The sequence below is a fragment of the Bradyrhizobium sp. I1.14.4 genome, from assembly GCF_050435825.1.
In the GTDB taxonomy this organism is placed as follows: domain Bacteria; phylum Pseudomonadota; class Alphaproteobacteria; order Rhizobiales; family Xanthobacteraceae; genus Bradyrhizobium.
Map to the genome: position 1 here is coordinate 38,427 of NZ_JBNDLA010000008.1, position 12,482 is coordinate 50,908.

At 62.5% G+C, this 12,482-nt stretch carries 15 protein-coding genes and 1 tRNA gene; 6 read left to right on the forward strand and 10 right to left on the reverse strand.

The annotated features are described in order from the left end of the window. The first annotated feature begins 164 nt into the window (after positions 1–164). Entirely contained in the window at positions 165–365 is a 201-nt protein-coding gene (locus ABIB78_RS17875) for a hypothetical protein (protein ID WP_016844973.1), read from the forward strand. Between the two features lie 47 nt (positions 366–412). Next, complete coding sequence (locus ABIB78_RS17880) at positions 413–892, forward strand: GcrA family cell cycle regulator (RefSeq protein WP_429026877.1); 480 nt, start codon at positions 413–415, stop codon at positions 890–892. A 69-nt stretch (positions 893–961) separates the two neighbouring features. Here the strand turns inward: ABIB78_RS17880 and ABIB78_RS17885 are convergent, their stop codons facing one another. Then, on the reverse strand, positions 962–1,924 hold the full coding sequence (locus tag ABIB78_RS17885; protein ID WP_429026879.1) for an SDR family oxidoreductase: 963 nt from the start codon (positions 1,922–1,924) through the stop codon (positions 962–964). Positions 1,925–2,148: 224 nt separating this feature from the next. Here ABIB78_RS17885 and ABIB78_RS17890 point away from each other — a divergent pair, with 224 nt between their 5' ends. Continuing rightward, positions 2,149–2,280: a hypothetical protein gene (locus tag ABIB78_RS17890; RefSeq protein WP_429026881.1), complete on the forward strand. Its 132-nt coding sequence runs from the start codon at positions 2,149–2,151 to the stop codon at positions 2,278–2,280. 192 nt (positions 2,281–2,472) lie between these two features. Here the strand turns inward: ABIB78_RS17890 and ABIB78_RS17895 are convergent, their stop codons facing one another. Beyond that, entirely contained in the window at positions 2,473–2,652 is a 180-nt protein-coding gene (locus tag ABIB78_RS17895) for a hypothetical protein (RefSeq protein ID WP_429027401.1), read from the reverse strand. A 512-nt stretch (positions 2,653–3,164) separates the two neighbouring features. Further along, on the reverse strand, positions 3,165–4,700 hold the full coding sequence (locus ABIB78_RS17900) for a porin (RefSeq protein ID WP_429026883.1): 1,536 nt from the start codon (positions 4,698–4,700) through the stop codon (positions 3,165–3,167). 454 nt (positions 4,701–5,154) lie between these two features. On the opposite strand from ABIB78_RS17900, the gene ABIB78_RS17905 reads away from it, so the two are divergent. Continuing rightward, a complete protein-coding gene (locus ABIB78_RS17905) occupies positions 5,155–5,667 on the forward strand; it encodes a MarR family winged helix-turn-helix transcriptional regulator (RefSeq protein ID WP_429026885.1) in 513 nt (170 codons plus the stop codon). A gap of 52 nt (positions 5,668–5,719) precedes the next feature. On the opposite strand, the gene ABIB78_RS17910 is transcribed toward ABIB78_RS17905, so the two are convergent. The 7 genes from ABIB78_RS17910 to ABIB78_RS17940 all read right to left on the reverse strand — a co-directional run bounded on the left by ABIB78_RS17910 (position 5,720) and on the right by ABIB78_RS17940 (position 10,701). Further along, positions 5,720–5,797: transfer RNA gene (locus ABIB78_RS17910), tRNA-Pro, on the reverse strand. A gap of 215 nt (positions 5,798–6,012) precedes the next feature. Further along, the gene (locus tag ABIB78_RS17915) at positions 6,013–6,609 is read right to left on the reverse strand and encodes a MerR family transcriptional regulator (protein WP_429026887.1); all 597 of its coding nucleotides are present in this window, start codon (positions 6,607–6,609) and stop codon (positions 6,013–6,015) included. Positions 6,610–6,736: 127 nt separating this feature from the next. After that, positions 6,737–7,072, reverse strand: coding sequence for an integration host factor subunit alpha (locus ABIB78_RS17920; protein ID WP_429026889.1), 336 nt, complete (start codon positions 7,070–7,072; stop codon positions 6,737–6,739). Positions 7,073–7,202: 130 nt separating this feature from the next. Continuing rightward, positions 7,203–8,180, reverse strand: a complete 978-nt coding sequence (locus ABIB78_RS17925) for a beta-ketoacyl-ACP synthase III (RefSeq protein WP_429026891.1) — start codon at positions 8,178–8,180, stop codon at positions 7,203–7,205. Then, positions 8,177–9,238 carry a phosphate acyltransferase PlsX gene (plsX, locus tag ABIB78_RS17930; RefSeq protein WP_429026893.1) on the reverse strand — a complete coding sequence of 354 codons (1,062 nt, stop codon included), beginning with the start codon at positions 9,236–9,238 and terminating at the stop codon, positions 8,177–8,179. Before plsX ends, ABIB78_RS17925 begins: the two co-directional genes overlap by 4 nt. A 321-nt stretch (positions 9,239–9,559) precedes the next feature. Further along, complete coding sequence (locus ABIB78_RS17935; RefSeq protein WP_429026896.1) at positions 9,560–10,153, reverse strand: YceD family protein; 594 nt, start codon at positions 10,151–10,153, stop codon at positions 9,560–9,562. Next, positions 10,150–10,701 (reverse strand): ubiquinol-cytochrome C chaperone family protein, encoded by a 552-nt coding sequence (locus ABIB78_RS17940; RefSeq protein WP_429026898.1) that lies wholly within the window; start codon positions 10,699–10,701, stop codon positions 10,150–10,152. The genes ABIB78_RS17935 and ABIB78_RS17940 overlap by 4 nt, the downstream gene beginning before the upstream one ends. Before the next feature lie 137 nt (positions 10,702–10,838). Here ABIB78_RS17940 and ABIB78_RS17945 point away from each other — a divergent pair, with 137 nt between their 5' ends. Both ABIB78_RS17945 and ABIB78_RS17950 read left to right on the forward strand, forming a co-directional pair. Continuing rightward, on the forward strand, positions 10,839–11,315 hold the full coding sequence (locus ABIB78_RS17945; RefSeq protein ID WP_429026900.1) for an outer membrane protein assembly factor BamE: 477 nt from the start codon (positions 10,839–10,841) through the stop codon (positions 11,313–11,315). Between the two features lie 157 nt (positions 11,316–11,472). Further along, on the forward strand, positions 11,473–12,480 hold the full coding sequence (locus ABIB78_RS17950; RefSeq protein ID WP_429026903.1) for a Bug family tripartite tricarboxylate transporter substrate binding protein: 1,008 nt from the start codon (positions 11,473–11,475) through the stop codon (positions 12,478–12,480). Positions 12,481–12,482 lie beyond the last annotated feature (2 nt).

Sequence of the window (12,482 nt, forward strand, 5' to 3'; positions counted from 1 at the left end):
TTGTCTAGATAATCTGACGACAACATCGCGTCGGAACCGACCTCCGCACGACAGGACGCGTTTGTTCACATTCTGCAGCCGACGGCTTGACGAACTGCCTTATTCCTAAATAGACTCTAAATAGATACTTTTCAGTACAGGCGTTCAGGGTTAAGCGTTTCTTCATGGCTACGGAAAAGGCCGAAACCGACCGCGTCCCGGTCACGCTGGCGCTCTCGACCATTGGTTACCTCGAGAAGCTGGTGAGACAGGGCACCCACGGCACGAGCGTCCCGGGCGTCGCACGGACATTGATCGAGGAAGGCATTCGGCTCGCCATCAAGGACGGGTTGCTTGCAATCCGCGACAACGGTCGCACGCCCTGACGGCGCGCGCGTCGGCGCGGCGGTTCAACAGAACGTGGAACCGTCAGATGATTACCATCGAACCGACTCTTCAGCCGACCTGGACGCCGGAGCGCGTCGACCAACTCAAAATCTACTTTGAAGCCGGCCTCTCCTGCCGCGACATCGCCGTCAATATCGGCGTCAGCCGCAATGCGGTGATCGGCAAGCTGTCCCGGCTCAACCTCACTCGCACGACGCCCGACGAGCGCCGGGCGCGGCGAAAGAAATCCACCGCGCACGCCGCGCAACGCGCGACCGCGAAGCAGCAGCTGCAGTTGCTGCAGGCGGGCTACGAACAGCCGGCCGACGACGCGCCGATCGTCAGCGCCAACAGCTGCTCGCTGTTCGAGCTGAGCGAGCAGCGCTGCCGCTGGCCGATCAGCACGCCGGGCGCCGATGATTTCTGTTTTTGTGGCAACACGCCGCTCGGCGGCATGTCCTATTGCTCGGGGCATTACCGTCTCGCCTATCAGGCGGGCTCGCGCCAACGCGCGATGCGCGGATAGCGTTTTCGCGCGAAGCACAGCGCGTAAGGACGGGCTTCGGTTCCGATGCTGTCAGAACCGAAGCACTGATCAGCCGACCTTCCAGCCGGTCGCCGCCACGATGCCCTGATAGAACTCCGGCGTGTAGGCCTGCTCAGGGGTCTTGCGCACATTCTCGTCGAGCAGATGCGCGTCGTCGCCGACCAGGATACGCCAGCGCTCGGCCTTGACCCCGTCAAGGATGATCTTCGCCGCGGCGGCTGCCGAGGTCGGCGCTTCGTCGTGGAAGATGCGGGCGCGGTCGAGCGCGAGCTGCTGGATGTCGGCATCCGACATCTTGGCGACGTCGATGCCCTGCCCTTGCAAGCGCTGGCGGGCCTGCTTGAGCTCGTCGGCAGTGAGCTGGTCGGAGCCATTCTGCACCTTGCGCGAATTCGACACGATCGAGGTGCCGATATGGCCGGGCATCACGACCGAGCACTTCACGTGTGGCGCGTTGAGCCGGAGATCGTTGATCATCGCCTCGGTGAATCCTTTCACGGCGAATTTCGCCGCGCTGTAGGCGGTATGCGATACGCCCAAGCCGACCGAGGCCCAGAAGCCGTTGACGCTCGAGGTGTTGACGATGTGCGCCTCGTCGGCCTTCACCAGCAGCGGCAGGAAGGTGCGGACGCCGAGATAGACGCCGCCCCAGCAGATGTTGAAGGTGCGCTCCCACTGCTCGCGCGTGTTAGTGAACAGGCTGCCGCCCCCGCCGATGCCGGCATTGTTGAACAGCAGATGGATCTTGTCGGTCGCCTGCTGCTCGATCAGCTCGTCGCGGAAACGCCTGTAGTGATCCTCGATCGAGACGTCGGCAACGTGCGAAGTGATGCGCAGGCCCTGCGGCAGCTTCTCGACCTCGCAGAGCCGCTTGGTCTCGGCCATCGCCTCGGCCGAGACGTCGCACATCGCGACATTACATCCCTCGGCAACGAGCTGCCGTGCGAGCTCGCGACCCATGCCCGTGCCGCCACCCGTGATGACGGCAATCTTTCCGGCAAAATCCTTCATGTGAGACCCGTTCCTTCCCTGCTTCTTCTTTGTTTCGGTCGGAGCATGGATCGCAGTCCCAACCGCTTGGTCGAGGCACTCTACATCACCGAATTATCGCCCAGCAACGGCGCCTGCCCCTCACGCGCAAGTGAACCGCCTGCAGCAAATGGAGGCGGCCGGCGATGTAACGAAATCATTCCGTGTTGCGAACAATCCGACATCGACAATCGGAGACGATGATCATGAACATCCTAAACAGGCTGGTCGCGACAACGCTGATGGCGATCGCGGCGGGAATTTCGACTGCAGCCGATACCACCGAGGTAGCGGCGCCGAAACCGCGCGAAGGCGCCGGTGCAGCCGGGTCACACTGATCAGCGACGTCGAAGCACGCGGCGCTGTCGTACGCGGGCCCCGACAATGCTGCGATCACCTCGCCCCGCCCCCCGACTCGAGCACCCGTTCAAGAGAGCACGAACGTCCCAGCGGCGTCTCGGCGATCGTCCGCCGCCAACGTGAGTCTGTGTCACAGGCTGACCCGCGTCGTGGCGCGGCATGGTCCGGCACTATTCGGCCGTCTCGATCCGCACAGGCGCACGCCGCCGCAGGACGCCGGTGCCGGCGCTCAAGGCAAGCTTCAGTAGGCCGCGCCACGAGAAGTCGATGACCACCTCATGGTGCCGCAATCCCTTGCCGCCCTTCACCAGCCCGAGATCCCGTATCAAGCAATAATGGCCGCTGCTCATGCGAGCCAGGCGGCTGTTCTTGAAGCGTCCCATGAAAGACGAGAATGCACTGCGGGTTGATTCCGTCAAATCTTGACGGCGTCGAATCGGCGGGACGGTGCGAGCCCGCTTGCAGGCGCCAATTTGTGATGGCCGCGCGTCGCGACCACCGGCGCAGGTTCGGGCCTTGAATCAAAAACCTCCGGCAGGGCATTGCCGGAGGTTTGGGAGGCTTAGCAGCAAGCTAAGAGCCATCATGCAATGTGTTGGCTGTTCCACATATAGTTTAGTAGATCAGGTAAGTAAATAAGTTTGCGGGCTAATGAATCGCATGGCTCGTCTTCGCTGCTCGCGTGGAGCGAAATGACGCAGCCGGAGCCTTTCTAGATTATTGCTTTGACGTGTTTTGTTCACGCGAACCGGTATCCACTTCGCTCGAAACGCGCTCATCTTCCGCGACTGATATTTCCTAAACAAAAACCCCGGCAGTTGCCTGCCGGGGTTCTGTCGGATCGAGATCAGATCAACCGGTATTACCAGTTGCGCTGAGCGCGGAAGAGCATCTGGACGGTGTCCTGATCCTTCAGCTCGTAGGTCGCGGTCGGCTTGCCGATACCAGTCGAAGAGGTGGTGATCGTGCCGGCATACTTCTGATCGAGATGGACGTAGGTCACGTCGGCCGAGAAGGTCAGGTTCTTGACCGGGGTCCAACGGGTGATCAGGCCGATCTGCGAGACGTTGTAGTCGGGGTTGCAGCTGGTCACGCCAGCACCGCCGGCGAAGGCAGTGCGGAACGTGCCACCGACGCCGCCAACGCCGCAGATGAGCGACTTAGCCGTGTCGTTGTACATGACCGCAGCGAAAGCACCGTACAAGCTGGTGTTCCAGTAGGGATCCCAGTTGTGGGTGTACGCACCGCGCATACCCCAAGTCTTGATGGACTGCTGCTGACCGCCGGGACCGAACACCGTGTCGGGTGCCGTGCCGAAGCCAACGCTGCCATAGACGCCCGGCAGGCTCGAACCGCCAAAGATGGCGATCGAGCCGAGCCCGCTGGCCAGTTCCTGGATGTTGTAACGGGTCGCACCGTCGGTGTAGACGCCCTGGATGTTGATGGTGTCACCAGGTCCGGTCGGGATGTTCTTGATCGACAGGGCCAGTGCACCAGCCCAGCCCCACTTGTCGTCGGGATGACCGGTCAACTCGGTGCCGCCGTAGTAGGCAGCGTGGTTGTCATGCGCGGCGACCGACGCCTGGAAGATGCCCCAAGCCTGGTCGACCTTGAGCGAAGCGACGAAGTCCGGCGCGACCGTGCCGGCGTAGTCGCTCGAACCGTAAGCACCACCGACGCCGAGATTGTTCACGCCAGCCTGCATGTACGCGACCTGGTCCTGCGCCGACAGAGCCAGCGACACGCCGTTGCCGAACTGCGCGGTGTAGGTGAACTGGTTGATACCGTTGGTGGTGTTCACGCCACCGACGAGAGCGTCGTAGTTGTTGCCCGGATAACCGTTCCAGGGAGCAGCGAACTGTGAGACCGCCTTACCGATGGTGAAGCCGGCGAACTGGATGAAGGCGTAGTAGACGCCGACCGTACCAGCAGCCACGTTGCCCGAACTAGCGTTGTTCGGGGCAGCAGACGAACCAATCGCCGAGTAGACGGTCGAGCCGTTGCCCTGACCGGTGTAGCTATCCGAGGTCCAGGTGAACACCGCATCGAAATAGGTGCGGACCACGCCGTACTCGGTCGCAGTGCGGGTATCGATGTTGAAGTCTTCACGCGAACGCCAGGTGTAGCCGTTCGTGAAACGGTTGTTGGCGCCGCTGGCGCCGTTGACGTTCGGGCCGTACACGCCGTTGCCGTTGACGACAACGTCAGCACGCAGGTAGCCGCCCAGCTTGATACAGGTATCGGTGCCCGGGATGTAGTAGAAGCCCGGACCATAAAGCGAGCAGATCTTCACGTATTCGACCGCTTTGGCCTTGACGGGAAGATCGGCCGCCTGCGCTCCGCCGACCGCGACCAGCGCAGCCGTCGAGCCCAGCATAAGGCTCTTCACCAAATTCATATTAAACCTCCAAGTTGCTCATATGCGGAGAGTCCGAGGCCGCGAGCGCCCCGTGATCCTCCCGCATTGTCCAAGACCGTTTTCCCCAAACCCCGCACCCTCAGATCGATCTGCGGTGTGCGACGGACTTGAACGATCACCTCAACGGGACGATCGAGATTCCCCTACCGCCGGGTTCAATATGCATGGGCGAGTTCGCCAATCAAAATAGTTTATAAAGTCAGGAATGCGAATGCGGCCACACTGTGGCTCCCCGGCAACGCTGCCCGTAAGCTCTTTACCTGCATGGGAAAACTTGTCACACCTCAAATAGCCCAATCGTCACTCGACCGTTATAATTACTTTACGTTCACTTGCGCTCGTTGATGGCTTACGAGAAAAATCCCGCCGCCGAGCGGGAAACAAGAAATAAATCAGCGCAAAGCTGAGTCGGCTCCAGGGGAAGAGGAAAGCTGTGTCCGTGACAAGGAAGGATACGACGCGCCAGCGCGCCATCGAACATCTCGACATCATCAAGCGATTCACGCTCGAGATTTCGTCCATCAATTCGCATCTGGAACGCGTCCGTCAGTTCTGGGGCAAGGCGCTTGGCGTCAGCGGTCCGCAATGGATGATTCTCATTGCGATCTCGGATCTCGATAAGGACGACGGCGTGCCGATCAACGTGGTGTCGAAGCTGCTGCACGTCGATCCGTCGTTCGTGACCACGCAGTCCAAGCTGCTCGAGCAGAAGGAACTGCTGCGTCGCGCGCCCTCCCCGGCCGACGCGCGCGTGGTCCGGCTGTCGCTGACCGACAAGACCCGAAAGCATCTGGCCAGCCTCGCCGAGCAGCACAAGGCGTTCAAGAAGACGGTGTTCGAGGAGTTCAGCGAGCCTGAGCTGGCCGAGTTCACGGCCAAGCTTGCGATGCTCACCAACCGCCTCGAAAAGGCGTGTCTGATTGTCGCGATGGATTTCGAGGGCTGACACGGCGGCCGCGCCGGGGGCCGAAAATAATACCTTGGAATGCTTTGAAAAATGGTCGGAGCGAGAGGATTTGAACCTCCGACCCCTAGTCTCCCAGACTAGTGCGCTAACCGGGCTGCGCCACGCTCCGATGCCGTTCCATTAGCTGCGATCCTGCGTTCGCGCAAGGCGGAGCAGGCCTTTAGATCGTGATGTGTTGGATCATGATGCGTTTCCACGGAATCGCAGCATGATCTCATCTCCTTGTTTGAGCATGATCTTTTCGGAAAACCGGTTCCCACTTTTCCGGATCATGCTCTTTGGGCTGCAATCTGAGCGCCGGTTCCCTTGGCAGGCTTCCTCGGCTCAGCCGTCCTTCATCGCCGCGTCGATCATCTGCCGGCAGGCGACCAGCTCCTGCAGCGCGCGCTCGAGCCGTTCCCGATCTGCCGACGGAACGGAGGGGCGCGCCGCGGGCGCCGCAGCCGATGCCTTGCCCGGGTGGGCGTGCGCCTTGTAGGTCGACAGGATCGGATCCACGTCGGGATCGACGAATCGGTAGTCGATTCCCCCCTCGTCGCCGTCGCCCTCCTCGCCGTCGAAATCGAGGCCGTCGCTGCTCCCGACGTCGTCGGGCTCGGCCATGCTGTTGCCGACCGCCTCCTCGACCGCGCCGAACGAGACCGCCGCGGTCTGGTCGGCGATGCCCTGCACCGACTTGATGCCATGCTCTTTCAGGATCCGCTGCACGCCGCGGATGGTGTAGCCCTCACCGTAGAGCAGCCGGCGGATGCCCTTGAGCAGGTCGACGTCGTCGGGGCGATAATAGCGGCGGCCGCCACTCCGCTTCATCGGCTTGATCTGCGCGAAGCGCGTTTCCCAGAATCTCAGCACATGCTGGGGAATATCGAGCTCGTCAGCGACTTCGCTGATGGTACGGAACGCATCCGGCGCCTTGTCCAAATGCCCGCTCCTCTGGCTTCAATGCCTAAAGCCTTTTCCGTTCCATTGAATCGGAACGGGGCTCTAGATTCTGGTTTTGGCGCGTTTTCTTCACGCGAACCGGGTATCCACTTCGCTTGAAAACGCTCTAGTCGGCCTTGCCGCCGTCGCCATTGGTGACGACATGGCCATTGATCCGCTGCTTCAGGATCGCCGACGGCTTGAACACCATCACACGCCGCGGCGAGATCGGCACCTCGGTGCCGGTCTTCGGATTACGGCCGATACGCTGGCCCTTCTTGCGCACCATGAATGAGCCGAATGAGGACAGCTTCACCGTCTCGCCCTTTTCCAGGCAATCGGTGATCTCCTTCAGCACCAACTCGACAAACGCCGACGATTCCGTGCGTGACAGACCCACCTTTTGGTAGACCGCCTCGCACAAATCGACGCGCGTAACTGTTTTTCCGGTTCCCGTGGTCATCGCCTGCCCCGCACTCTCGGCGAACAATTTCTTGACTGAAATTAAAAGCTTAGCGCGCAATGGTCAACAGCGACCAGCATCCGGGCGCCGGAAAGATCGCGGCAACCTGCCGGTACTTTTTGGCGATGCGCTACCAGCGCACGAGCGCCGAGCCCCAGGTGAAGCCGCCGCCCATCGCCTCGAACAGCACCAAATCGCCCTTCCTGACGCGCCCATCCCGCACGGCGACCGACAGCGCCAGCGGGATCGAGGCCGCCGAGGTGTTGCCGTGCTTGTCGACTGTCAAGACCACCTTCTGCGGCGCAATATGCAGCTTGTGGGCCGATGCATCGATGATTCGCTTGTTGGCCTGATGCGGAATGAACCAGTTGATGTCGTCGGCGGTAAAGCCGGTGGCGTTGAACGCATCGACGATCACGTCGGTGATCATGCCGACGGCGTGCTTGAACACCTCGCGGCCCTCCATCCGCAGATATCCGACCGTCCTGGTCGAACCGGGACCGCCGTCGACGAACAGCTTGGACTTGTGGCGCCCGTCGGAGCGCAGATGCGTCGTCAGCACGCCGCGATCGTCAGTCGTGCCGGACTGCGCCTGCGCCTCCAGCACCACCGCGCCGGCACCATCGCCGAACAGCACGCAGGTGCCGCGGTCGTTCCAGTCGAGGATGCGCGAGAAGGTTTCGGCGCCGATCACCAGCGCCCGCTTGTGGGCGCCGGCGCGCAGGAAATTGTCCGCGGCGGCGAGCGCAAAGACGAAGCCGGAGCACACCGCCTGCAGGTCGAAGGCGACGCCATGGTTGATGCCGAGCGCGTGCTGGACCGCGACCGCGGTGGCCGGAAAGGTGTTGTCGGGCGTCGAGGTCGCGAGCACGATCAGGTCGATCGACTGGGCGTCGATCTTGGCATCGGCGAGCGCAGCGCGCGCCGCGTTGATCGCGAGATGCGAGGTGAACTCGTCATCGGCCGCGATGTGCCGCTCGCTGATGCCGGTGCGCTGCACGATCCAGTCATCCGACGTGTCGATCCGGCTGGCCAGTTCGGCATTGGTCAAAACCCGCTCCGGCAAATATGAGCCGCAGCCGAGCACTACCGAACGTATCGCAGTCACGAGACAGCCTCCTGCGCGGTCTGCGCCTTTACCAGGGCGCTGCCGTCGCGGTTGAGCATCTGATTGATCTTGGTGAGGAGATCGTAGTGGGCCATCTCATAGCCAACATCCACCGCATAGGCAAAGCCTTCCGCGTTGGCGCCGCCATGGCTCTTGACCACCACGCCCTTCAGGCCGAGCAGCACGCCGCCATTGCCCTTGTTGGGATCGAGCTTGTCGCGCAGCTTCTGGAACGCGCCGCGGGCCAGGAGGTAGCCGATTCGGGCGAGCCAACTCGAGGACATCGCCTCGCGCAGAAGGGTGAACATCTGGCGCGCAGTTCCCTCGGCGGCCTTGAGCGCGATATTGCCGCAGAAACCTTCCGACACGATAACGTCGGCGAGCCCCTTGCCGATGCCGTCACCCTCGACGAAGCCGACATAGTTGAATTGCGACGAGTTCATCGCCCGAAGCATTCCGGCAGCCTCGCGAATCTCGTCATGGCCCTTGATCTCCTCGGACCCGATATTGAGCAGGCCAACGGTCGGACGTTCGAGGTTGAACAGCACGCTCGCCATGGCACTGCCCATCACTGCCAGCGTCGCCAGGTGGCGGGCATCGCCGCCGATCGTGGCGCCGAGGTCCAGCACAACGGAGTCGCCGCGCAGCGTCGGCCACACCGCTGCGAGCGCCGGGCGGTCGACGCCGGGCAGCGTCCGCAGATTGAGGCCCCCCATCGCCATCAATGCGCCGGTGTTGCCGGCGGACACCGCAACGTCGGCCTCGCCGTGCTTCACGGCATCGATCGCAAGCCACATCGAGGAGGCCCTGCGGGTCCGCCGCAGCGCCTGGCTCGGCTTCTCGTCCCCCTTCACGGCAACATCGGTATGGATCACCTTCGACACTGCCTTGAGCGCGGGATGCTTGGCGAGCTCCGGCTCAATCTGGGCCCGGTCTCCGACCAGCAGGAATTCGCTGGCGGGATGGCGGCTCAACGAGATCGCGGCGCCGGGAATCACGACGGAAGCGCCGACATCGCCCCCCATGGCGTCAAGCGCAATTCGAACCTTTTGAGGCATGAACGTCCCGGAAACCTGCTCTCCCACAGCCCCTCAGACGAAGACCGCGAGCTTGAAGTCACCGCCGTTAACGGCGCGCGGCGAAACACGAACTCGCGTCCCAGCCGGGCCGCGACAATAGCGTGTCCTCGGTCCGACACAACCTCTTGACCATAAACGACCAGGTCGTCGAACCGTCACGCAACACATCAAAATATACCAGAAACGCATTGTATTTCAATGCATTGTGAAAGTTATTTGAAGTGACGGCGAACGCCCATCGCGTGGGTCTGCAGGCAAGCCATCCCCTCAAATCTTGGCGCTCGCCGCCCTCAACTTCCCTCAACTGCCCTTGGGCTTCTTGCCGCCAGGCTTTTCCTTCAGCGCTTTCAGCGCGGCAAAGGGATGATTTTCCGGATCAGGGGCTTCAACCTCCGGTTCAAAGACCGCGTCCACCTTGCGCGGATACGGGTCTATGCCGAGAAACAGCGCATCGGTGGCGAGCCGGCCGATATCGATGAAGCCGCCGACGATCGGCTCCGGCGGGTCCGGTGTTTCCTCATCGCTCTCCTCGGCGTCGTCGACCAGGTCGGCCATCTCGGGGATCTGCTCGGGCGGCGCGAACACCACATCGATCGGCTCATCGATCTCGTTCTCGATCGGATCGAGCGTCACCACGCAAGTCTGCCCGACCCTAGCCCGAACCCGGCCGGTGGCGTGGCAACTGCCGTCGCGCCTGGGCTGCAGGTCGAATTCCGCGTGCGCGGACACGACCTCCCTCAATTCCGCCATTTCAGCTATCGCCTTGCGCGTTGCCTCGTCGGCAGCGATCTCGCGATGCAGGCCGGTCTCGGGAATCTGCGCGACGTTGACGAGCACGCGCCAGGGATCGCGGTCGCGCGGCGCATCGGGCCGTCGTGAGGTGGTGCCACTCATGCCGCGGTCCCCGCAGCCTGAAGCGCCGGGAAACGCCACGCGCCCTTGGTTAGCGCCGCGAGGTCGGCGCGCGCCAACTCGGCCATCGCCTCCCGGGTGTAGGCAGCCAGTTCACGGGCCTTGTCGATGTCTTGGCCATTGAGGATGTTCTTGCAGAACGACTCGGCCAGGGCCTCGTCGCTGTCAGTCAGCGCCAGATCATAGGCCGCGGTACGGCCGTAGAAGGCCTCGCCAAATGCCTGCATTCGCTTGGGCACCGTGAGGTCGCCGACGCCCATTTCCCTGAGATTGTCGTCCATGTCGATGCAGAAGTGATCGAACAGGGCCTGTGACAGCTCAGGTCCGGTCTCGACGGATTTCAATCGCCGCAGCACCAGCCACAAATGCATCAGAAGCAGGTCAAAACGGCCATTAACCGTGTCGGGAACGCCCAAGTCACGGTAAAATAACGGTTCTCGCGCCTGCGTCACGATCATGCCATAGATGGTCTCGATGGTGCTGCGCGCGGGTTTCGGGGGTCTTCTGAAGTGATTGAACGGCCAAAGCATGACGGGGTCCGGCTGCCGGCCCCCAAAAGGACGCCTATTGAGGGGTCGCCCATTGGAGCTCGGCATGATTGCAATCCATTGAGCTGCCCGGTACGTCAATGCCACGGCCGATGCAAGGGGACGGATCAGTTCCGCCGATGAACCACACTCTTCCACGACAGTCCCGCGCGGCCTCCGCGCGCGCCTTCTTTTCGCGTTTCCGCGCCATCGCGGCGATAGGCCTCGTCTGCGCAGCACTCGGCGGCTGCACCGGCGAACAATTCCAGAAGGGCTACATCCTGCCCGAAGGGGCGCTGGAGCAGATTCCGATCGGCGCGAGCCAGGATCAGGTGCTGATCGTGCTCGGCACGCCCTCGACGGTCGCAACGCTGGACGGCGAGGTGTTCTACTACATCTCGCAACGGACCTCGCGTCCGGTCGCCTTCATGAATCAGCGGGTGGTCGACCAGCGCGTGATCGCGGTCTATTTCGACAAGAACCGCCAAGTGCGCCGGCTCGCCAATTACGGCCTGAAGGACGGCAAGATCTTCGACTTCGTCAGCCGCACCACGCCGACGTCGGGCCAGGAAATGTCGTACCTGACACCGCTCTTCAAGCTGCTGAGCTTCAACTAGGCATCATCGAGCGAGGTGGACTCCGGTTCGCGTGAAGAAAACGCGTTAAACCAGAGTCTGGAGCTGAGCTGCTGCGCCAAGTTGTCGCGCTTGCCCGACGGGCAAGCGGTCCCCTAGGTTGGCTCGCAAACAAGAGCCTGAACAAGGGGGTAAGCGCGTGAGAGCCAAGAGATTTTCCCGTCGTACGGTATTGTCCGGCGTATCAGCATTCACGGCCGCGTCGATCCTGCCTCGCGTCGCACTCGGTGCCGGCGACTGGCGGCCGACCGAAACGGTCCGGATCATCGTGCCGGCGGCCGCCGGCGGCTCAACCGACGTGATGGGGCGCCTGCTGGCCGCGCATTTGCAGCCGCTCTGGGGCCAGTCGGTGGTCGTGGAGAATCGATCCGGCGCCGGCGGCACCATCGGCACGTCCGAGGTCGCGCGCGCCAAGGGCGACGGCCACACCATCCTGATCGGCAATCCCGGCCCCAACGCGATCGCCTACAGCATCTTCCGGCACCTGACCTACAAGGCCGACCAGCTGCAGGCGGTCTCCAACATGATCCGGATCCCGAACATCGTCTCGGCGCATCCATCGACCGGCATCAAGTCGATTCCCGAATTGATCGCCTATCTGAAGAAGAATCCCGACAAGCTCACTTACGGCTCATCCGGCACCGGGCAGAGCCCTCACCTCACCGGCGCCTGGTTCCTGCAACTCACCGGGCTGAAGATGACGCATGTGCCGTTCCGCGGCGCGGGGCCCGCGCTGCAGGCGGGCCTTGCCGGCGACATCCAGATCCTGTTCGACAATCTCTATCCGTCACTGCCGCAGGTGCAGGACGGCAAGCTCAACGGCCTCTGCGTCACCACGGCCGAGCGCAGCGAGTCCGCGCCCAATCTGCCTGTCATGCGCGAGGGCGCACCGGAGCTCGCCAAGTTCGATGTCGCATCCTGGTTCGGCGTGTTCCTGCCGAAGACCGCGCCCGCGCCAGTGCTTGACGAGCTGAACCGCCAGATCAAGGCGATGCTGGAACGCGACGACGTCAAGAAGAACATCGCCGGCATGGGTGCGCGCGCCGACTACGGCACGCCGCAGCAGTTTTCCGATTTTGTCGATGCCGAGACGAAGAAGTTCGCTGCGATCATCGAGAAGGAAGGGCTCCAGATGGAGGTGAAGTGACA